This is a genomic window from Myxococcus sp. AB056 (assembly GCF_006547365.1).
Lineage (GTDB): Bacteria > Myxococcota > Myxococcia > Myxococcales > Myxococcaceae > Myxococcus > Myxococcus virescens.
Map to the genome: position 1 here is coordinate 1 of NZ_VHLB01000020.1, position 20941 is coordinate 20941.

General features: G+C 69.6%; 21 protein-coding genes and 1 riboswitch. Of the genes, 11 read left to right on the forward strand and 10 right to left on the reverse strand.

The annotated features are described in order from the left end of the window. The 7 genes from FMP39_RS11675 to FMP39_RS11705 all read right to left on the reverse strand — a co-directional run. Positions 1-1092 (reverse strand): M56 family metallopeptidase (locus FMP39_RS11675; protein WP_228557902.1); only part of this gene is annotated, 1092 nt, incomplete at its 3' end. Then, the gene (locus FMP39_RS11680) at positions 1092-1487 is read right to left on the reverse strand and encodes a BlaI/MecI/CopY family transcriptional regulator (protein WP_140863658.1); all 396 of its coding nucleotides are present in this window, start codon (positions 1485-1487) and stop codon (positions 1092-1094) included. The genes FMP39_RS11675 and FMP39_RS11680, both read right to left, overlap by 1 nt. 80 nt (positions 1488-1567) lie before the next feature. Continuing rightward, positions 1568-2743 carry a hypothetical protein gene (locus tag FMP39_RS11685; protein ID WP_228557903.1) on the reverse strand — a complete coding sequence of 392 codons (1176 nt, stop codon included), beginning with the start codon at positions 2741-2743 and terminating at the stop codon, positions 1568-1570. 41 nt (positions 2744-2784) lie between these two features. Then, positions 2785-4200 carry a sigma-54 dependent transcriptional regulator gene (locus FMP39_RS11690; RefSeq protein ID WP_090490665.1) on the reverse strand — a complete coding sequence of 472 codons (1416 nt, stop codon included), beginning with the start codon at positions 4198-4200 and terminating at the stop codon, positions 2785-2787. Between the two features lie 27 nt (positions 4201-4227). After that, on the reverse strand, positions 4228-4725 hold the full coding sequence (locus FMP39_RS11695) for an OsmC family protein (protein ID WP_011554242.1): 498 nt from the start codon (positions 4723-4725) through the stop codon (positions 4228-4230). Between the two features lie 117 nt (positions 4726-4842). After that, complete coding sequence (locus FMP39_RS11700; RefSeq protein WP_141589996.1) at positions 4843-6234, reverse strand: SLC13 family permease; 1392 nt, start codon at positions 6232-6234, stop codon at positions 4843-4845. A 67-nt stretch (positions 6235-6301) separates the two neighbouring features. Beyond that, a complete protein-coding gene (locus FMP39_RS11705) occupies positions 6302-6733 on the reverse strand; it encodes a CBS domain-containing protein (protein ID WP_011554239.1) in 432 nt (143 codons plus the stop codon). Positions 6734-6943: 210 nt separating this feature from the next. Further along, positions 6944-7051, forward strand: a riboswitch (TPP riboswitch). 49 nt (positions 7052-7100) lie between these two features. On the opposite strand from FMP39_RS11705, the gene thiC reads away from it, so the two are divergent. Then, positions 7101-8975 carry a phosphomethylpyrimidine synthase ThiC gene (gene thiC / locus FMP39_RS11710; RefSeq protein ID WP_090490663.1) on the forward strand — a complete coding sequence of 625 codons (1875 nt, stop codon included), beginning with the start codon at positions 7101-7103 and terminating at the stop codon, positions 8973-8975. Positions 8976-9091: 116 nt separating this feature from the next. After that, the gene (locus tag FMP39_RS11715; protein WP_090490662.1) at positions 9092-9481 is read left to right on the forward strand and encodes a DUF4870 domain-containing protein; all 390 of its coding nucleotides are present in this window, start codon (positions 9092-9094) and stop codon (positions 9479-9481) included. Between the two features lie 80 nt (positions 9482-9561). On the opposite strand, the gene moaA is transcribed toward FMP39_RS11715, so the two are convergent. The 3 genes from moaA to thiO all read right to left on the reverse strand — a co-directional run bounded on the left by moaA (position 9562) and on the right by thiO (position 13224). Further along, positions 9562-10566, reverse strand: coding sequence for a GTP 3',8-cyclase MoaA (moaA, locus tag FMP39_RS11720; RefSeq protein WP_141589997.1), 1005 nt, complete (start codon positions 10564-10566; stop codon positions 9562-9564). Positions 10567-10622: 56 nt separating this feature from the next. Then, the gene (locus tag FMP39_RS11725) at positions 10623-11858 is read right to left on the reverse strand and encodes an HD-GYP domain-containing protein (protein ID WP_141589998.1); all 1236 of its coding nucleotides are present in this window, start codon (positions 11856-11858) and stop codon (positions 10623-10625) included. 247 nt (positions 11859-12105) lie between these two features. Continuing rightward, positions 12106-13224 carry a glycine oxidase ThiO gene (gene thiO / locus FMP39_RS11730; protein ID WP_141589999.1) on the reverse strand — a complete coding sequence of 373 codons (1119 nt, stop codon included), beginning with the start codon at positions 13222-13224 and terminating at the stop codon, positions 12106-12108. Between the two features lie 301 nt (positions 13225-13525). Here thiO and hisG point away from each other — a divergent pair, with 301 nt between their 5' ends. Genes hisG through hisIE form a run of 9 tightly spaced genes read left to right on the forward strand, consistent with a single transcriptional unit; the run spans position 13526 to position 20711 of the window. Further along, a complete protein-coding gene (gene hisG, locus FMP39_RS11735) occupies positions 13526-14386 on the forward strand; it encodes an ATP phosphoribosyltransferase (RefSeq protein ID WP_141590000.1) in 861 nt (286 codons plus the stop codon). Further along, positions 14383-15696 carry a histidinol dehydrogenase gene (hisD, locus tag FMP39_RS11740; RefSeq protein WP_141590001.1) on the forward strand — a complete coding sequence of 438 codons (1314 nt, stop codon included), beginning with the start codon at positions 14383-14385 and terminating at the stop codon, positions 15694-15696. Before hisG ends, hisD begins: the two co-directional genes overlap by 4 nt. Further along, positions 15693-16730, forward strand: coding sequence for a histidinol-phosphate transaminase (locus tag FMP39_RS11745; RefSeq protein ID WP_141590002.1), 1038 nt, complete (start codon positions 15693-15695; stop codon positions 16728-16730). The genes hisD and FMP39_RS11745 overlap by 4 nt, the downstream gene beginning before the upstream one ends. Next, positions 16727-17320 carry an imidazole glycerol phosphate synthase subunit HisH gene (gene hisH, locus FMP39_RS11750; protein ID WP_141590003.1) on the forward strand — a complete coding sequence of 198 codons (594 nt, stop codon included), beginning with the start codon at positions 16727-16729 and terminating at the stop codon, positions 17318-17320. Before FMP39_RS11745 ends, hisH begins: the two co-directional genes overlap by 4 nt. Beyond that, the gene (locus tag FMP39_RS11755; RefSeq protein ID WP_141590004.1) at positions 17317-18033 is read left to right on the forward strand and encodes a HisA/HisF-related TIM barrel protein; all 717 of its coding nucleotides are present in this window, start codon (positions 17317-17319) and stop codon (positions 18031-18033) included. The genes hisH and FMP39_RS11755 overlap by 4 nt, the downstream gene beginning before the upstream one ends. Next, positions 18030-18566: an imidazoleglycerol-phosphate dehydratase gene (locus tag FMP39_RS11760; protein WP_090490653.1), complete on the forward strand. Its 537-nt coding sequence runs from the start codon at positions 18030-18032 to the stop codon at positions 18564-18566. Before FMP39_RS11755 ends, FMP39_RS11760 begins: the two co-directional genes overlap by 4 nt. Beyond that, positions 18563-19327 (forward strand): imidazole glycerol phosphate synthase subunit HisF, encoded by a 765-nt coding sequence (hisF, locus tag FMP39_RS11765; protein WP_368667063.1) that lies wholly within the window; start codon positions 18563-18565, stop codon positions 19325-19327. Before FMP39_RS11760 ends, hisF begins: the two co-directional genes overlap by 4 nt. After that, complete coding sequence (gene hisN / locus FMP39_RS11770; RefSeq protein WP_141590006.1) at positions 19324-20103, forward strand: histidinol-phosphatase; 780 nt, start codon at positions 19324-19326, stop codon at positions 20101-20103. Before hisF ends, hisN begins: the two co-directional genes overlap by 4 nt. After that, on the forward strand, positions 20103-20711 hold the full coding sequence (gene hisIE / locus FMP39_RS11775) for a bifunctional phosphoribosyl-AMP cyclohydrolase/phosphoribosyl-ATP diphosphatase HisIE (protein WP_141590007.1): 609 nt from the start codon (positions 20103-20105) through the stop codon (positions 20709-20711). The genes hisN and hisIE overlap by 1 nt, the downstream gene beginning before the upstream one ends. Positions 20712-20941: the final 230 nt, after the last annotated feature.

Genomic DNA, 20941 nt, shown 5'->3' on the forward strand with positions numbered 1-20941 from the left:
GTGCATGGGCATGGGGCTGGACAGCCGCTGCACGGTGCTGGGGGCTGCCTCCACGTGGAGGGGCGGCGCGCTCACCGGCTCCGTGGCGTGGGCCGTCTCCGGCAGTTGTGACGACCCCAGGGCCACGGCGAGCACGGCGCTGCCCAGTCCGCTGGCGAGCCGCCAGGACCTGCGCGGCGTCATGTCCTCGGACGCGGACAGCAGCCGGCGAACGCGCATCAGCAGCGAGCCATCGCTGACGCCCAGGGCGGGGTGGGGTGATGGGGCCAGGCGCAGCTCCTCGATGTGGGCCAGGGCGCGGGCGTAGAGCAGCGCATCCCCGCAGCACTGGACGGCCAGGTCATCCGCGCAGTGCTCACGCTCCTCGCGGATGCGGTGGGACAGCCACCAGACGGCCGGGTGGTAGAACAGGAGGGTCTCCACGAAGGACTGGAGGAGGTTGACCACGTAGTCGTGGCGCCGGATGTGGCCCAGCTCGTGGGCGAGGATGGCCTCCAACTGCGCGGCGGACAGCCCGGTGATGGCACCCGCCGGCACCAGGATGAGGGGGCGCCACAGGCCAATGACCATGGGCACGTCGACGCGGGCGGAGGCCAGCAGGCGCACGGGCCGGGACAGGCGGACGTGGCGCAACGCACGGGTCAGCGCCTCACTCCAGTGGGCCGAGGGGGCTTGCGTCTCCTGCCGGGCCATCCGGTGGGTGATGAGCCAGGCAGCCACGGTCCGGGCCGACAGGAGGAGCACGCCGCAGCACCACGCCGGCAGCAGCCAGGGCCGGAGCACCTCCGTCCAGTGCGGAGCCGCCAGGGAGGCGGTCTCCGTCGTGACCACGGCCAGCATGCGGGACTGGCTCAGGGACTCGAAGGCGCCGAACGTCGCGGCGCGCGAGGCCTCCGCCAGCGCGGTCAGGAACGTCACCACAGGCAGCACGGCCATGGCCACCATCCCCAGACACGCGGTGGCGTAACGCGCCCGCGCGGCGCGCTGCGGCGTCAGGGACAGGATACCCGCGACCGCCAGGGCCACCACCGCGCCCTGCCACAGGAAGCCGAGCAGCGCCTGCTCCAGGGCGTGGAGATAACGCGCGTCCATCACTTCCCCCGCTTTTCGTGTGCGTCGAGCAGCCTGCGAATCTCCGCCAGCTCCTCGGCGGACGCGCGCTTCATGGACAACGCCTGGGCCACGACCGACGTGGCGGACCCCCCGAAGGCCCGGTCCATCAAGTCGCGCAGGAGGTCGCGCTGGGTGCGCGTCTCGCTGATGGCGGCTTCATAGACATGGGTCCGCTCGCTCTCGTCACGCTGGACGATGCCTTTCTCCGTCATGTTCTGGAGGAGCTTGAGGACCGTGGTGTAGCCGGTGTCCTTGTCCTGGGTGCCCCGAAGCAGCTCGTGCACCTGTCGGACGGTGCTGGGGCCCTGCTTCCAGAGCACGCGGAGGATGGCCAGCTCGGCCCGCGTCGGCTGCGGGAGGGCGTGGGTGGTCATCTCGTGGAGTATTACGACGGCCGTCGTAAGAGTCAACGACGCCCGTCGTAGATGGCCGTTCCTGGAATGCACTGCCCTTGCTAGGGGGCGGGGGACAGGGCTTTGAGCTCGCGGAGTGGGTCGAGGGTGGTCAGCGACGATGCCAGGATTTGGAGTGCGAAGGGGCCCCTGAGGGCGCTCGTGGGAATCAGCCGCGCCGCCAGGGGACGCTCGTCCCCTGCACCCCGCATTGTATCGTCATCCGTCACCGTGAGCCCTTGCTCCCAGATGGACGCCAGCAGTTGCGTGGGGCAGTGGCCCGCCGCGCTGGCTGTCTTGAGTTCCAGGTACGCCTGCCGGTGCGTGCCTTTCGCATAGGGTTCCAGGTAACGGCCTCGACGGGCGGCCTCCACCAGGCCAATACAGCGGCCAATCGCCGGCTCACACGCGCGTGCCTTCTCGCCGACCTCCATGGGAGAAGCGATGCTCGAAAAGGCAGAGGCGGACCACAGCACGGCCTTGAAGCGCCTCTGTTGTTCGAGGCTCATGGGCCGCCAGTCAGGCGGGGGATTCTCCAAGGTGGCGTGGAGCCTGTGTTCGGCGGTGAGCAATGAGAGGGCGACCATGCCGCCCACCAGCGTGTCCGTGCGGTAGGCCAGCCACGCGAGCTGCCTCACGTCGCGCACGGCTTCCAGCGGCGTCCCCTGTTCAATCGCATGCCGGAGCCGCAACTTCGACCAGAGCACCAGGAGTGAGAACTCCGGAAAGGACGCGGACATCAGGTCGAAAGGCTCGCCCGGTGCGATGGACGCACGGGGAATGGCATTCCAGTGGTCGAACGCATGCATCTGGCGCATCCAGCCGAAGTCCAGGCTGTCGAGGTCCAGGTCCGTCGTTATCCAGTCCTCCATGCTCTCGGCCTTCTGGAGCAACAGAAGGTGTGCCGGGAGCCGAAGGGGTGACTCTTCCAGACCGGGCGGGCCGGAAGCCACGCGGAGCCATTCGTTGAGCAGCGGGCCCGCATCGCCCGAGCCCCGCGGTTCGTGAAACCACGGCTCCGCGCCCACCAGCGCCTGTTGTTCGCAGAAGAACTCCACATGCGCCGTGACGTCGGCCCGGAACTGCCCGATGGCGGGGCCATATTGGCGCTGAGACCAGACGTGGAAGGCCATGAGGGCCAACATGGCGAGCAGCAGGATTCCGCTCACGCCCCATACCAGGACCCGCAGCAGCACGTTGCCCCGGTGAACCGAGGCTCGCCTCGAACGCCATCCCATCCAGGGCACGCTAGCAGTGCCTCAGCCCACCCATCAAACCGCTACGACTCCGCGGCCAGGTCCTCCGCCTCATCGGCCACGACCTTGAGCGGCGCGCCATCCGGCGTGCTGTACTCCTTGAGCCGGTACTGAATCTTCCGCACGCTGATGCCCAGCACCTCGGCGGCCCGGGACGTGGAGCCCTGCACCATCTCCAGCGTGCGCAGGATGGCCTCGCGCTCGATGGCTGCCAGCGTGGCGCCGGGGATGAGCGCGCCCGTGGACGTCCCATGCGGCCGGGGGCCGCGCAGCACCGGCGGCAGGTCATCCGTGGTCAGCTCCTGTCCCTGCGCCAGCACCACCGCGCGCTCGATGGCGTTCTCCAGCTCGCGGATGTTGCCCGGCCAGTCATGGGACAGCAGCGCCTGGAGCGTCCCGGGCGCCAGACCTCGCACCTGCTTGCCGTATGAATCGCTGTACTTCTCCAGGAAGTGGTTCACCAGCGCGGGGACGTCGCTCTTGCGGTCCCTCAGCGGCGGCAGCGTCACGCTCACCACGTTGAGCCGGTAGTAGAGGTCCTCGCGGAACCGGCCCGCCTTCACCTCGGCCACCAGGTCCCGGTGCGTGGCCGCGACGATGCGCACGTCCACCTTCAGCGTCTGGGTGCCACCCACGCGCTCGAACTCACGCTGCTGGAGGACGCGCAGCAGCTTCACCTGAACGGCGGGAGAGATTTCGCCAATCTCGTCCAGGAACAGCGTGCCACCGTCCGCCAGCTCGAAGCGGCCTTCCTTCCGGGCCAGCGCTCCCGTGAATGAGCCCTTCTCGTGGCCGAACAGCTCGCTCTCCAGCAGGTTCTCGGACAGGGCCGCGCAGTGCACACGGATGAAGGGCTTGTCCTTGCGTGGCGACTCCTGGTGCAGGGCCTGGGCAATCAACTCCTTGCCCGTGCCCGATTCGCCCAGGATGAGCACCGTGGCGCGCGTGCCGGCCGCCCTCCGGATGACGTCGTAGATGCCCTGGAGCTGGGGCGATTCGCCGATGATGTCGTGGAAGCGGCGGACGCGCGAGCGAACCTGGTCCCGCAGCGCCTCGGCCTCCTGGCGCAGGCTGCGCTTCTCCAGCACCTTGCCCAGGGTGACGAGCACCTGGTCCGCGTCCAACGGCTTGAGCAGGAAGTTGTCCGCGCCGGACTTCATGGCCTCCACGGCCGTCTCCACGCTGGCGAACGCCGTCATCATCACGAAGGTGGCGTCGCTGCCCTGCTCGCGGGCCGTCTTCAGCAGCGTGAGGCCGTCCATCTGCGGCATGCGCACGTCGGTGAGCACCACCGCGGGGGAGAACTCGCCGATGCGAGCCAGGGCCTCGGCGCCGTTGGCGGCCTCGGCCACTTCGTAGCCTTCCTCATTCAGGATGGTGGCAATCGCCCGGCGGGCATTGTCCTCATCGTCGACGACCAGGATGCGCTGTGGGGACATGGGGGAAGGGGAGCCTTTGCTGTCAGGTCAGGATGCGGGGGCGGTCGCGGCGGGTACGCTTCGACCACTGCTACGAGCGTGCCACGTCTCGACCACCGGTTCGATGCGCGGAGTGATGTTGATGACGGAGCTGGGGAAGCAGTGCGCGGGGAGTTCGGTGAAGATGAGGCGGACGGCCTCCGCGTCGGCCTCGGTGGCCACGGCCACGTGTGGGCGCACGATGAGATCCGTGAGGTGCGGCGGCTGGTCCGCGCCACACACCACGCGGGCCACCGCGGAGCTTTGGTAGAAGAGCACGCGCACGTCCGCTTCCCGCGCCTGCTCCAGGAACGCCAGCAGGGTGCGTCCCTCTACCGCGCCCACGAGCAAGGCCTCCGGGGACCAGGGGCCCACGGCCACGGTGTCCTGCCCGGTCAGCGGCTGGCCAATGGGCACGGGCGGCGCACGGTCGCTCGTCAGCACGGCGCCGCGCTCTCCCTGCCAATAGAGGCGCGTTTCATACTCAGTGATGGTCACGTTCGTCACGAGCTCACCTCCGCCGAAGCCTGAGCAGGCAGTGCCCCTTCAACGCGCATGCCGCGCGACTGCTTCTTCCGGGACGCCACGTTCGTACCGTGGTGCCGCGCAGGCGTGGAGAGAAACTCATGGCAACCCAAAGAGGCGCAGCACGGCAGGGCCCGAGACGCTCACCAGCAGACAACCGCCCAACATCAGGGGAACCCCCAACTTCATCAGCTCGGAGGAGGCCAGCCCCTCGCCCACCGTCATCGCATTGGGCGGGGTGCTGATGACGAAGGGCATGCCCAGCGAGCATCCCAGGGCCACGAGGACCGGCGTCGAAGCGGCGGGATGCAGCTGTGTGGCCAGGGGGATGAGGAGCGCCGCCGTCCCCGTGTTGCTCATCAGCGCGGACAGCACCGCCGCGACGGCCACCAATACCCCCAACTGCACCGGCACCGGCCAGCCCGCAAGGTCCGCGCCGGCAAGTGCGCGAGCGATGAGCCCGGAGTGCTCCAGCAGCCGGCCCAGGGCGATGCCGCCGGCGATGAGCAGCAGCGTTGCCCAGTCCAACCGGCCCAGGTCCTCGCGCTTCAGCAGGCCGCTGCCGAAGAGCAGCGCGGTGGCGGCCAGCGCCACCACGGGCGCGGGCACACCGTGGAGCGGCTCCGACAGCCAGGCCACCACGCACGCCGCGCTCACCCAGAGCACGCGGCGTCCCGAGCGCGCCAGGGACACGGGCGCTTCGGTGGGCAGCGTCAGCCTGCCGCCCACGCGGAAGCGCAGCAGCACCAGGCCGAAGCCCGCCAGCAGCAGGAGCAGCGTGAGCGGCAGGGCGAAGGACATCCACTTCGCGAAGGTGACTTGCGCATACGCGGACGCAGCGGATACGGCGAGCGCATTGGGGCCGCTGCCCACGGGCGTGGCGATGCCGCCGACGTTGGCGCCCAGGGCCACGCCCAGCAGCAGCGCGGGCCGCAGCGGCGCGCCCGCGGGCATGGCCTGGAGCAGGGGACGCAGCGCGGCCAGCATCATCGCCGCCGCGGCCACGTTGGACATCCACATGGAGAGGAAGGCGACGCCCGCCATCACCAGCAACACCAGCCGCCGCGGCCGCCCACCCGACAGCCGCATCACGTGCCGCGCCACCGAGGCGTCCAGTCCGTGCCGCATGGCGGCCACTTCCAGCGTGAAGCCACCCAGGAACAGGATGAGCACCGGGTCCGCGCACCACGCGAGCACCGACGGCAGCTGATAGGCGCGGTCCAGCGGCCCCAGGAGGAGGGGCGTGGCGCCCAGCAGCAACAGCGTGGGCACGAACGAGGGAACCACCTCTGTCAGCCAGAGCACCAGACAGGCACCGCCGATGAGCACCGTGCGCGTGGCCACCGGTCCCTCGACGCCGAGGAACGCCACCAGCGCGACCCCCGTGAGCCCGGCCAGCGCGAACGCATGCCGGGGCGCGGAGACGCCGGGTGGAGTCGCGGAGAGGGGGGCCTCGGCGGAGGCCGCTCCGGTCAGGGGAGTGGGGGACATTGTGGCGGGGGGAGCACGCCAGGCGGAGAGGGGACACGGGCCCGCCCCTCACGCGCTGGCGGAGGGGTCAGGCATTGAACTCGGCGGCGAGCTCCCGGCGGTCCTGCTCGCCGATGAGGTGCTGGGCGTAGCGGACCAGGTCCGCCTCGGTGAGGATGCCCTGGAGGACGCCGCCCTCATCCACCACGGGCAGGCAGCCGTACTTGTGCTCGAGCATCAGCGTCACCGCCCGGCGCAGCGGCGTGTCCGGGCGCACCGTCTGCACGTCGCGCGTCATGATGTCCGCGGCCCAGAGCGGCTGCGCGGCCGGGTCCGTGGCGTGGGTGGCGGCGGCGCGCAGCAGGTCGCGGTGGGTGATGAGGCCCACCAGCTTCTCTTGCCGCACCACCGGCAGGTGACGGATGCGGTGCAGCCGGAGCAGCTCATCCGCCTTGGCCAGGTTCTGCGTTTCCTTGAGCGTGACGACGTCACGGGTCATCAGCTCTCCGACAATCTGCATGGCGGTACTCCTGGCGGGTGGAAGACGACGATTGTCCCGTCATCGTTGCATCTCCGGGGCCAACAGGTCTGCCCCAGGGAACGGTGTTTCCCTGCCTTGGGGCGCGCAAGGTTTGCGTGGACGCCCGCCGCTCCGCAGACATTGCGCGGTCGACAAGCGCTTGCGCCCGCGGCCGGGTTGAAGCCGGCCGCGCTGTGCGCTACATGCTCACCCAGTCGCTAGGGGTGTCCCGGAAGGGACTGAGACGGCCGTGGTCCCGGCCAACCCTTGGAACCTGAACCGGTTCGTACCGGCGGAGGGAAGCGGCCCGGGAGGCTTGCTGCCCCCCGACCGCCTGCCCGTCCGCCCTCTCAAGAGGAGATGCGTGATGAGCGGAGCGTCCAGAAGCCTGAAGGTCGACGGGAAGGTGCTGGAGGGAATCAGCCGGGGCCCGCTGCCAGCCTCGCGCAAGGTGTACGTGCCCGGCGTGCTGCACCCGGACCTGCGCGTGCCCCTGCGCGAAATCAGCCAGACGCCCACGCGCCTCGGCCACGGCCCGGACGCGAAGGAGACGGCCAACCCGCCCGTGCACGTCTACGACTCCAGCGGGCCGTATACGGATCCAGCAGCGGAGCTCGACCTGCGGCAGGGGCTGCCCGCGCTGCGCGAGTCCTGGATCCTGGGCCGCAATGACACTGAAGCGCTGTCCGGCGTGAGCTCCGAATACGGCCGCGCCCGTGAAGCGGACCCGCGTCTGGCGGGCCTGCGCTTCGCCCACCGCCGCTCACCGCGCGTGGCGAAGTCCGGCGCCAACGTCACGCAGTTGCACTACGCGCGCAAGGGCATCATCACCCCGGAGATGGAGTACGTGGCGCTGCGGGAGAACCTCCAGGTGGAGGCGTCGCTCGCGGCCCAGCACCCGGGCCAGTCGTGGGGCGCGGCGATTCCTCGGGTGATTACGCCCGAGTTCGTGCGTGACGAAATCGCGCGGGGCCGCGCCATCATCCCGGCCAACATCAACCACCCGGAGCTGGAGCCGATGATCATCGGCCGCAACTTCCTGGTGAAGATCAACGCCAACATCGGCAACTCGGCCGTCACGTCTTCCATCGAGGAAGAGGTGGAGAAGATGGTGTGGTCCATCCGCTGGGGCGCGGACACGGTGATGGACCTGTCCACCGGCCGCAACATCCACGAGACGCGCGAGTGGATCCTCCGAAACGCGCCGGTGCCCATCGGCACCGTGCCCATCTACCAGGCGCTGGAGAAGGTGGGCGGCAAGGCGGAGGACCTCACCTGGGAGCTGTACCGCGACACGCTCATCGAGCAGTGCGAGCAGGGCGTGGACTACTTCACCATCCACGCGGGCGTGCTGCTGCGCTACGTGCCGTGGACGGCGAAGCGCCTGACCGGCATCGTCAGCCGTGGCGGCTCCATCATGGCCAAGTGGTGCCTCGCCCACCACCGGGAGAACTTCCTCTACACGCACTTCGAGGAGATCTGCGAAATCATGAAGGCGTACGACGTCAGCTTCAGCCTGGGAGACGGGCTGCGGCCGGGCTCCATCGCGGATGCCAACGACGCGGCGCAGTTCGGTGAGCTGGAGACGCTGGGCGAGCTCACCCAGATTGCCTGGAAGCACGACGTGCAGGTGATGATTGAAGGCCCGGGCCACGTGCCCATGCACCTCATCCAGGAGAACATGACGAAGCAGTTGGCCGTGTGCGGCGAGGCGCCGTTCTACACGCTGGGGCCTCTCACCACGGACATCGCGCCGGGCTACGACCACTTCACCAGCGGCATCGGCGCGGCGATGATCGGCTGGTTCGGCACGGCGATGCTCTGCTACGTGACGCCCAAGGAGCACCTGGGCCTGCCAGACCGGGATGACGTGAAGGAAGGCGTCATCACGTACAAGATTGCCGCCCACGCCGCGGACCTGGCCAAGGGGCATCCAGGGGCTCAAGCCCGGGACAACGCGCTGTCGAAGGCCCGCTTCGAGTTCCGCTGGGAGGACCAGTTCAACCTGTCGCTCGACCCCGAGCGCGCTCGCGCCTTCCACGACGAGACGCTCCCGGCGGAAGGCGCGAAGGTGGCGCACTTCTGCTCCATGTGCGGTCCGCAGTTCTGCTCCATGAAGATCACGCAAGAGGTGCGTGACTTCGCGGCGAAGCAGGGCGTGAGCGACGACGCCGCGCTTCAGTCCGCGCTCGATGAGAAGAGCGAGGAATTCAAGAAGGCGGGGAGCCAGTTGTACCGCTAGGCGGGTGCCCCTTCAGTTCACCTGTCCTGGACGTGACAATCGGAGCGGGTGCGTGTCATGGTGGACCCCGCTGGGTGCGGTGCACGCGCCCGAGACATCTTTGGAGGGGATTTTCAATGGAGACTCCGCCGCAGGAGCAAATGGGTTCGTTCATCAGTGGCACGCCGATGCCGACCCAGGATGAGAAGACGATGGGGCTGCTCGCTCACATGGGCACCATCCTGGCCAACTTCGTGGGCCTGGGCTTCGCCGTGCCGCTGGTGCTGATGCTGACGAAGGGCAAGGAGTCCTCCTTCGTCCGCGCCCACGCCGTGGAGTCGCTGAACTTCCAGATCACGATGTTCATCGCGGCCTTCGTCAGCGCCATCACCGTGTGCATCGGCATTGGCGCCGTCCTGCTGCCCATCGTCGGCATCGTGGCCATCGTCTTCGCCATCATCGCGGGCCTGAAGGCGAACGAGGGCCAGCTCTACAAGTACCCGGTCAACATTCGACTGGTGAAGTAGCGCCACGCGGGGCCGGCGGAAACGGTCCAGGAACACTCGGGCGGGCCAGGCGCGAAGGCGCGGGCCCGCCCGTCGTGTTTTCAGCCGCCGATGCCCATCATGGACAGCAGCGTGGCGCCGTTACCGGGCTCGGTGAAGCGGTGCCCTTCTGGCTTGTCGCCCAGCGCCTGGCGGATGGCCACGGCCAGCTCCACGTCGCTGGCGCCGCCGCGGATGAGCTGGTGCAGTGGTGCCTGCGCCCGGCCGCCGAGGCAGCTGCGCAAGTCGCCATTGGACGCCACGCGCACGCGGTTGCAGGTGCCGCAGAAGTTCTGCGTGAGCGGGGAGATGAAGCCCACGCGGCCTCCGGGCGCACGCCAGTAGCGCGCCGGTCCGGCGGCGTCGCCCGTGTCATCAGGCTCGGGTTCCAGCGGCAGTCCTGACGCCTGGAGCCGCTCTACCAGCTCCGCGGTGGGCACCGGCGTGCCCTGACCGAAGGGCATCAGCTCGATGAAGCGGGGCGTGAAGCCGCGCGCGTGCGCATAGGCGATCAGGGCGGAGGCTTCCTCGTCGTTCACGCCCCGCATGACGACGACGTTGAGCTTGAGAGACGCGTAGCCGGCGCCCGCCGCCGCGTCCACGCCTCGCAGCACCGCGTCGAAGTCCCCCTGCTTGGAGATGCGGCGGAACGTCTCCGCCAGGAGGGTGTCCAGGCTCAGGTTGAGCTGGGTGACGCCCGCCTCGCGCAGGGGGCGGGCGAGCCGCTCCAGGTGGCTGGCATTGCTGGTGATGGCCAGGTGCTGGATGCCGGGCACTGCGGCGATGCGCCGGGCGATGTCGAGGATGTCCGGGCGGATCAACGGCTCGCCGCCGGTGAGCCGCACGCGGCGGATTCCCATGCGGGCGAAGACGGAGGTGATGCGCTCCAGCTCCTCGGGGCCCAGCAGGTCCCGCTTGCCGCCCCACGAAGCGGGCGAGCAGTAGCTGCACCGGAAGTTGCACCGGTCGGTGATGCTCAGCCTCAGGTACGTCATCCGCCGCCCCTGCGCGTCCAGAAGGGGCGGCGCCAGCGCGGAAGGCGGGGGCTGGAGGGCAGGAGTCGTCACGGCGGACCTGTCCTCATAACAGCCGCCCCCCGTGCGGTCATCTCTTCCAGCCGGGCTCACCCCTTGTTGCCAGCCGCCGAACGTACGACGGCGGACTTGGGCTCGTCCTCGTCACTGGCGGAGTGGCCTGGCACGGCGGCGTCCACGTCGTCGTCCAGATCCGTGAGCCGGGCCAGCTCCGCCTCGGCGTCATGGGCGTCCTGCTCGGCCTGCGGGAGCTGGAGCTTCTTCGTCGCCATCTCCTGCTTGATGCGGATCAGCCCCTCCTCGCCAATGTCGAGGAACGCCCGCACGACCTCCGGATCGAACTGCGTGTTGGCGCAGCGTTTGATCTCCTGGATGGCGTTGGTGAACGTCGTGCCCTTGCGGTAGGGCCGGTCGCTCGTCATCGCGTCCAGCGTGTCCGCCACGGCAAAGATGCGCGCGCCAATGTGGATTTCGTGCCGCTGGAGGTTGCGCGGATAGCCGGCACCGTCCCAGCGCTCCTGGTGCGAAAGGACGATGGAGGCGGGCGTGTCCAGGAACGGAATGGCCTGGATCATCTGGAAGCCGATGTCCGGGTGCTTGCGCATCTCCAGCCACTCGTCCGGGGTGAGCTTGCCCGGCTTGAGCAGCACCGCGTCCGGCACGCCAATCTTCCCGATGTCGTGCAGCAGCGCGCCGCGTCCGATCTCCTCCAGATCCTTGCCCTGGATGCCCATGCGCTGCGCGATGGCGGACGTGTAGCTGACCACGCGCTGGGAGTGGTCGCTCGTCTCGTGCTCGCGCGCGTCCAGGGCGGCCACCAGGGCCAGCAGCGTGTTCTGGTACGTGTTGGCGATGTCGCGCAGGGCGCTGCGCAGCTCGGCCGTCCTGTCCCGGACCTTGCGCTCCAGCTTCTTCTGGTAGCGCTTGCGGGCCATCTCGATGCGGCGCTTGGCCAGCGCCCGCTCGATGGCCCGGATGAGGTCCGTGAGCTTGGGTGGCTTGAGCAGGTAGTCCACCGCGCCGCGGCGCAGGCAGTCCACGGCCGATTCGGTGTCACCGTAGCCCGTGAGCATGATGACGGAGGTGTCGGGGAGCCGCTCGCGGAGGTTCTCCAGGAGCCAGAGGCCGTCCTTGCCCGGCATCTTCATGTCACTGATGACGAGCGGCGTCTCCTCCTCGCCCGCCAGGTCCAGGGCCATCTCGGCCCCGTTGGCGACGACACAGTTGTAGCCTTCCTCACGTAGCAGGACAGAGATGACGTCTCGTACGGAGTCGTCATCGTCGACGATGAGGATTCGGGGTGGGGCAGGGGGGATGGCTTCCACAGCGAGCGATTCTAGAGGTTTCCGGGATTCATTGGCCAACGAGTACGGGAATTTACCACCGGATCAGGGTTCAGGGCTGATCGATTGAGGGGCCTGGCGAGGGGACGACCCCTGGAGGTGGGTGGGACAGGCAGGCTCCGCGTCCTGTCCGCCCCTCTGAATCAGGCGGTAGGACCGCCCGCCCGCTCGTACCCCCTTGGGCCGAGGAGGCAGGGGGACGGCTCCTCACCCTTGACGTCGGGTTGCGTCAGGTGCGGGGCTGGGCGGACGAGCGGTCGTACCGGAAGGGGGCCAGGTCCACGGCGGGCCGCTCACCCAGCACGGCCTGCGCGACGAGCTTCGCGGTGATGGGGGCCAGGAGGATGCCGTTGCGGAAGTGGCCCGTGGCCAGGAAGAGCCCGGGCACGGGGCCTTCACCCAGGTAGGGCCGCTTGTCCTCGGTCCACGGCCGGAAGCCCGCCCACGTCTCGGTGATGGGCGCCGAGCCCAACTCCGGGCACAGCTCCAGGGCCATGTCGAGGATGCGCGCCAGCCCCGCCGCGGTCACCTGCTTGTCGAAGCCCACCAGCTCCATGGTGCTGCCAGCGATGACCCGGCCGTCCGCGCGCGGCACCAGGTAGCCCTTCTCGGACGTGACGATGCGGTCCAGCAGGGGCAGGCGTGTCTGGAATTGAACCATCTGCCCGCGCGCGGGCCGCACCGCCCGGGCCTCCACGCCGGCGCCCTGGACCAGGGCGGACCAGGAGCCCGCGGCCAGCACCACCGCGTCGGCGCGCAGCAACTCGCCGTCCAGGTCCACGCCCACCGCGCGGCCACCCTCCTGCACCACGCCGCGCACGTAGCCGCTGCGGAACTCCGCGCCCAGCCGGGCGGCGGCCATCGTCAGCGCGCGCACCAGGAGCCGGTTGTCCAACTGATGGTCGTCCGGGAAGTGCGCGGCGCCCACGGCCTTCGCGGACAGGCGCGGCTCCAGGGCGCGGGCCGCGGCGCCGTCGAGCAACTCGGCCCGGAGGCCCATGCCACGCTGCCACGCCACCGTGGCGTCCAGGTGGTGGAGGCTGGCTTCGTTGAAGGCGACCTTGAGGATGCCGCAGGGCCGGTAGGCCACGTCCACGCCGGACAGCTCGCGCAGCTCGGCGGCGAAGGCGGGATAGAGGCCGCGGCTGCGCAGGCACAAATCCAGGAAGGCGCCCGGACCGTCGGACTCCATCTGGGGCGCGAGCATTCCCGCCGCCGCGCTGGAGGCCTCCGCGCCTGGAATGGAGCGCTCCAGAACGACGACGCGCACTCCGGCCTGCCGCAGCCGCAGCGCGATGCCGCAGCCCATGATGCCCCCACCCACGATGATGACGTCCGCGACTTGCATGGGCGCTTCCTGCTCGCCCGCGCGGGTGTTTGCAAGCGTTGCGCGGGCTCTCCCCGGGCCCGGTTGACGGCGGGGCGCTTTGTCGTTACTCATGCTGCGATGCTCTTCGCGTCCCTTCACCATCACCATGCGCATCATCGGCTCGGCCCCGACGGGACCGTTCGCCATGCGCATGCCTGGGTGAGACGCTAGACGCACCACCCACCTCGGCACCTGCCGCAGCGACCGAAGGCCCGTCCCCCCAGGACGGGCCTTTTTTCGTTTTCGCGTCGTTGTCTCCTCGCAGTCTCGAAGGGCCCCCATGCAGCTGAAGATTGCTCTGCCCAACAAAGGCCGCCTCTCGGACGAAGTACGGGAGTTGTTCAATGACGCGGGCCTGGAGGTGCGGGCCCGGGGCGAGCGCGCGCTCACCGCGTCATTGGGCGGGGAGTTCGAGGCCATCTTCGTCCGCGCCCAGGACATCCCAGAGTTCGTGGCGGACGGCGCCGCGCACGCGGGTGTCACCGGATGGGACCTGGTGTGTGAGTCCGGACGCGAGCTGGACCTGCTGATGGACCTGGAGTTCGGCAGGTGTCGCCTGGTGGTGGCGGCGCGGGAGGAGGGCGGCTTCGCCTCGCCGGAGGACGTGAAGGAGGGCATGCGGGTCGCGTCCTGCTTCCCCCGGCTGACGCAGGAGTTCTTCGCCAGGCGCGGGCAGCGGGTCGCGGTGGTTCCGGTGTCGGGCGCGGCGGAGATTGCGCCCCACCTGGGCATCGCGGACATCGTCGTGGACCTGACGTCCACCGGCTCCACGCTGAAGATGAATGGCCTGCGCGAGGTGGGCACGGTGCTGGAGTCCAGTGCGCGGCTGGTGGCGTGCAAGGGCAACCCGGTGGAAACCCAGCAGAAGCTGGCTGAGTTGAAGCAGGCGCTGGGCTCGGTGTTGGCGGCGCGCGACAAGCGCTACCTGATGGCCAACGTGCCGAAGGATTCGCTCATCCGGGTGCGTGAAGTCCTCCCGGGCCTCAATGGTCCCACCGTGGTGGACGTGCTGGACGGCGGTGACTTCGTGGCCGTGCACGCGGTGGTGCCGGCGAAGACCATCTACCGCACCATCAACGCGCTGAAGGTACTGGGCTGCGAGGGCATCCTCGTCACCCGCATTGAAAGGTTGATGGCATGACGGCCTTCCTTGCTTCGTCGACCCTGAGGTACCGCGGTCCCCTGTCCGCTCTTGCTCGGGAGGACTTCCGGCGTCTGCTGGACCGCGCGACTGGATCCGATGCCCGCGTCGCGCTGCGCGTGCGGGAGCTCATCGCCCGCGTGCGAGCGGAAGGAGACCAGGCGCTCTTCGAACTCGCGCGGCAGTTCGACCGCGTGGAGCTGACGGCGTTGGAGGTTCCGCGAGAGGTCTGTGCCGCGGCGCTCGCCGGATTGGAGCCATCGGTCAGGGACGCGCTGGCCCGAGCGGCCCGCAACATCGTCCTGGCGCATGCGCCGCAGAAGCCGCAATCGGTGGAGGTCGAAACCGAGCCCGGTGTCCTCGTGGGCCGGCGGCCGGATCCGCTGGGCCGCGTGGGGGTGTATGCACCGGGAGGCCGCGCGGTGTACCCCAGCAGCGTACTGATGGGCGTGGTGCCCGCGAAGGTGGCGGGCGTGGGCGAGGTCATCGTGTGCTCGCCGCCGGGGCCCGATGGATTGCCACACCCCAACGTGCTGGCGGCGGCATCCCTGGCGGGCGCGGACCGCGTCTTCTCGCTGGGCGGCGCGGGCGCGGTGGCGGCCATGGCCTATGGCACGGAGAGCGTGCCTCGCGTGGACCGCATCGTGGGGCCGGGTAATGCCTATGTGGCCGAGGCCAAGCTGCAGGTGGTGGGCGCGGTGGCGATTGAAGCACCCGCGGGCCCCAGTGAAATCCTGGTCGTGGCCGACGACACCGCGAACCCTGCCGCGGTGGCGCGGGAGATGCTGGCTCAGGCGGAGCATGATCCGGAGGCGGCGTGTGTCACGCTGGCGCTGGGCGACGCGCTGGCGGACGCCATCGCCGCGGAGGTGGAGCGACAGGCCGAGCGCGCGAAGCGGTGGGAGATCGTCACGTCGGCGCTGGGCTCTCGCGGCGCGGTGCTGACGGTGGCGTCCCTGGAGGAAGCCTGGCCCTTCGTGGCGGACTTCGCTCCGGAGCATCTGCTCATCGCCACCGCGTCGCCGCGGGAGGACCTGGGACGGGTGCGCAACGCGGGAACCGTCTTCCTGGGGGAGCGCTCGTCGGTGGCCTACGGCGATTACATGACCGGCTCCAACCACGTGCTTCCCACGGCGGGGTTGGCACGGGCGTACTCGGGACTCAACCTGCTCGACTTCTACCGGTGGACCACCTACCAGCGCGTCGCGCCCACGGCGGCGGCGTCACTGGCGGAGGACGTGGGGCGGCTGGCCGACAGTGAAGGTCTCTTCGCGCACGCGGACGCCGCGCGCGCCTGGGGGCGGCCATGATTCCCAGGCGGGCTTCGTACCGGGACATTCCGCTGTACGCGCCTTCGACGCGGCCGTGCCGGGTGGACCTGAGTGACAACACCAACCTCTTTGGCGTTCCACCCTCCGTGGAGCGGGTTCTTGCCACCACCGTGTCCCGCGTACCGCGTTATCCGCGGGGTTATGCCCCGGACCTGCGCCGGGCGCTGGCGGCGTCCATTGGAGCGGCGCCCGACGAGATAACGACGGGCTGCGGTTCGGATGACGTCATCGACTCGGCGCTGCGCGCCTTCCTGGAGCCCGGGGACACGCTGGCCTATCAGGACCCGACCTTCGTCATGGTGCCGCTGTTCGCCAAGGCGAACGGACTCGAGGGCGTGCCGGTACCGTTGAAGCCGGACTTCGACGTGGATGCGGACGCACTGCTCGGCACGGGGGCGAAGGTCATCTACCTGTGCTCGCCCAACAACCCCACAGGCACCGCGCTGTCGCGGGCGGCGGTGGAGCGTGTTGCCGAGGACGCACCCGGCATCGTCATCATCGACGAGGCCTATGCGGACTTCGCGCCGGGGAAGGACTTCCTCGACCTGGCGCGACGGCGGTCGAATGTCCTGGTGACGCGCACCTTCTCCAAGGCCTTCGGGTTGGCGGGGCTGAGAGTCGGGTGGGGCGTCGGAGCACCCGAATTGGTGGCGGAGGTCGAGAAGGCTCGCGGACCCTACAAGCTCACCAGTGTCGCGGAGGCCGTGGCCGTCTCGGTGCTGAACGGTGACGCGGACTGGGTGCGGGCCCGTGCGGAGGAATCCGTCGCCTGTCGCGAGCGGCTGCGCGGCGAGTTGGTGTCGTTGGGTCTGACGACTCTGCCATCGGAAGCCAACTTCCTGATGGTGCCGCTTCCGGGCGCGCTGGCGGTCGCGGAGCGGATGCGAGAGCGGGACGTGAATGTGCGGGCGTTCCAGGCGCTGACGGGCGTGGGTGACGCGCTCCGAATCGGTGTGGGGCCCTGGCCCTTGATGGAGACGGCGCTGGCGGCGCTGCGGGAGGCGCTGCGATGAGAGTCACCTTGTTCGACTACGGCGCGGGCAACCTCCACTCGCTGGCCAAGGCGCTGGCCACGGTGCCGGGCGCTGAGGTGCGCGTCCAGGAGGACCCCTTGCGTGCGCTGGACACCGACGTGCTGGTGCTGCCGGGAGTGGGCGCATTCGGTGCGGCGGTGGCGCGGCTCGAGCCAGGGCGTGAAGCCATGCGCGCGGCCCTGGAGCAGGGCCTGCCGTGCCTGGGCATCTGCCTGGGCATGCAGTTGCTCTTTGAAGGCAGTGACGAAGGCGAGGGCGCCGGCCTGGGCTACTTCGCGGGCCGGGTGACACGGCTGGCGGCGAAGCGAGTGCCCGAGATTGGCTGGAACCAGGTTGAGGACGAACGCACGCTGGCGGGTGCGCGGCTGGACACCGTGTACTACGCGCACAGCTTCGTCTGCCGCGCCGCGGATGCTTCGGTGGTGACGGGGTGGACGACGCACGAGGCGGACCGCTTCCCGGCGGCGGTGCGCAGGGGAAGGGTGGTGGGTGTGCAGTTCCACCCGGAGAAGTCCTCCACGGCGGGCGTGCGCTTCGTGCAGGCCTTCCTGCGGGAGGTGGCGCCGTGATTGCGATTCCAGCCATCGACCTGCGCGAGGGCGCGTGTGTCCAACTCGTGGGCGGCTCGTACGCAGCGGAGAAGGTCCGGGTGGAGGACCCGCTGGAGGCATTGAAGCAGTGGCGCCGTCACGGCTTCCGCGCGTTCCATGTCGTGGACCTGGACGCGGCGCTGGGCAAGGGCTCCAACGCGGACGCCATCTTTCAACTGGCCTCCTACGAGCGAGGGCTCACCTTCTCCGTGGGCGGAGGCGTGCGCGATTCCGACCGGGTGGAGACCGTCCTGTCGGGCGGAGCCGAGTTCGTGGTGGTGGGAACTCGCGCCATCGAAGACGCCGGCTGGCTGGCGGACATCGCGAACCGCTTCCCCGGCCGCGTGGTGGTGGCCGCGGACGTGAAGGGGCGCGAGGTGGTGACGCGAGGCTGGACGGAGGGAAGCCATCGCGACATCCGGGAGGTGCTGGCGGCCTTCGAGCCCTTGCCGCTGGGGGGCCTGCTCGTGACGGCGGTCCACAAGGAGGGGCAGCTGTCGGGAGCGGACCTGCCGTTGATGCGGGAGGTGGCGAGCACCAGCCGGCACCGCCTGTACGCGTCGGGTGGCGTGACGACGATGGAGGACCTGCGGGCCCTCGCGGCGGCGGGCGCATACGGGGCCGTCATTGGCATGGCGCTGTACACCGGAAGGCTGGATGCGAGCGCAGTCGCTCGGGAGTTCGCGGGATGACCACTGTCATTCGGGAGACGAAGGAGACGCAGGTCCGGGTGGAGCTGTCGCCGGGCAAGGGCGTCACGAACGTGGACACGGGGTTGAAGTTCTTCGACCACATGCTGGCCACCTTCGCGCGCTACGCGGGTCTGGACCTCTCGCTGCATGCGCGGGGGGACCTCACACACCATGTGATGGAGGACGTGGCCATCACGCTGGGCACGGCGGTGCAGCAGGTGATTCCCGCCACGGCCGCGCGCTTCGCCGAGCGCACCATCCCCATGGACGACGCGCTGGTTCAGGCCTGCCTGGATGCGGGGGGGCGCTTCTATTACCAGGGCCCGTTGAAGAACCGGCTCTACGAGCACTGGATGCGTTCGTTCAGTGAGCACGCCCGGGTGACGCTGCACCTGCGGGTGCTGCGCGGAAAGGACAGCCACCACGCGACGGAGGCGTCCTTCAAGGCGCTGGGGCTGGCGCTGCGGGACGCCATGGTGGACTCCGGCTCGGTGTTCAGCATGAAGGGCTCCGTGTCCCTGGAGGTGAAGTGATGCTCACGCGGCGACTCGTCGTCTGTCTGGACGTGAAGGGCGGACGCGTGGTGAAGGGCGTCCAGTTCGAGGGACTTCGCGACGTGGGTGACCCGGTGGAACTGGCCCGGCGCTACGAAGCGGAGGGTGCGGATGAGCTGACGTTCCTCGACATCTCCGCCAGCGCCGAGGAGCGGGACACCTTGTGGGAGCTGGTGCGGCGCACCGCCGAGCACCTCTTCATTCCCCTGGCTGTCGGCGGCGGGGTGCGCACGGTCGATGACGTGGGCCGGGCGCTGCGTGCGGGCGCGGACAAGGTGAGCATCAACTCCGCGGCGGTGGCCAACCCGGCGCTGCTCACCGCATGTGCGGAGCGCTTCGGCGCGCAGTGCGTGGTGGCCAGCATCGACGCGAAGCGAGACGGCGACCGCTGGCGCGTCTACACCCATGGCGGCAGGAAGCCCACGGACCTGGACGCGGTGGCCTGGGCGCGTGAGTGTGTGGCGCGCGGGGCAGGGGAAGTGCTCCTCACCAGCATCGACCGGGATGGCGCGCGGACGGGCTATGACCTGGCGTTGACGCGGGCTGTGTCGGAGGTGGTCGATGTGCCCGTCATCGCCTCGGGCGGCGCGGGCAGCGCGGCGCACGTCCGGGACGCGTTCCAGGAGGGAGGCGCTGATGCGGCCTTGGTCGCGGGCATTCTTCACGACGGCGTCACCACCGTGGGCGCCATCAAGGCGCTGCTCCGCGAGAGCGGCCTTCACATTCGGAGCCTGGCATGACGGACTCGGGAAATCTGATGCAGGCCGCCGCCGAGGTGGCGCGGATAGCAGGTGACGGGGCGTTGGGGTTCTTCCGCGGTGGCATCGCGGTGGACACGAAGTCGGACGGCTCTCCGGTGACGGTGGCGGACCGCACGGCGGAGTCCCGTGCACGCGAGTGGCTGGATGCGCGCTTCCCCCAGGATGGCATCCTGGGCGAGGAGTTCGGCGAGACCCGCCCGGGCGCGAAGCGCCGGTGGATTCTGGATCCCATCGACGGGACGAAGACGTTCATCCGCGGTGTCCCCCTGTGGGGCACGTTGGTGGCGCTGGCGGAGGGGGAGCGCATCCTCGTGGGAGCCGCGTACTTCCCCGCGGTGAGTGAGTTGCTGGTGGCGGCGCCGGGGCGGGGCTGCTTCTGGAACGACCAGCGCGCGGCCGTGTCCACGCAGGCGGAGCTGTCCCAGGCCGTGGTGCTGTCCACGGATGAGCGCTTCCCGGTGTACCCCGAGCGTGGGGCCGCCTGGCGCGCGCTCGCGCGGGATGCGGCCGTGGACCGCACCTGGGGGGATTGCTACGGCTACCTGTTGGTCGCCACCGGGCGCGCGGAGGTCATGGTGGATGAGCTGCTGTCTCCCTGGGATGGAGCGGCCTTGCAGCCCATCATCGAGGAAGCCGGCGGTGTGTTCACCGACTGGACGGGGCGGCGGACCGCGTTCGGCGGAAATGGAATCGCTACCAACGCGGCCATGGCACGCGTGGTGCGGGAGCGGCTCGGCGCCGTGGAGACACGCTGATGCTCGACCTGGACGCGCTCGACTTCGCGAAGGGCAACGGACTGGTGACGGTCGTCACGCAGGACGCGAGCACCGGTGACGTGTTGATGGTGGCGCATGCCGACCGGGAAGCGCTGGAGCGCACGCTGGCCACGGGGGAGATGCACTACCGGTCGCGCACGCGCGGCCTGTGGCACAAGGGCGCCACCAGTGGAAACGTCCAGCGCGTGGTGGCGCTCCGCGCCGACTGTGACGGTGACGCGGTGCTCGCGCGCGTGAGGAAGGCGGGCCCCGCGTGTCACCTGGGGACGGAGACCTGCTTCGGCCCAGGCCGTTGGGATGCACTGAGCGCGCTGGATGACACGCTCGCTCGGCGCGCCGCGCCGGTGGAGCGGCCCGGTGATGCGCCTCCCAGCTACACGCGGCGCCTGCTGGAGGACCGCAACCTGCGCTTGAAGAAGCTGGGCGAGGAGGCCGCGGAGTTGGTGACGGCGTGCGCGGACGTGGACCCGTCACGCGCCGCGGAGGAAGCGGCGGACGTGCTCTACCACGTGCTCGTCGCGGTCCGGCCTCTGGGCATCTCGCTCGACGACGTGAAGGCAGTGCTCGCCAGACGCGCTTCGCGCTGATCCACGCGCATGTCCGCTGTACGACAGGATCCGGTGAATCCTGGAGATGACGCGGGCGTATACGTGTTTTCCCTGAGTGTCCGTGTCGGTCCGAGTGGATTTGTCCGTTTCCGCTGCAGGACAGAACCGCGGTGCCGGGCCAAATGAATGCCGGTTCAGGTGTCGTGCACTTCAACGAATGGAGTGTTCCTGCTACAGATCCGACCGCACGGCAGCGTGGCAAGCCGGGC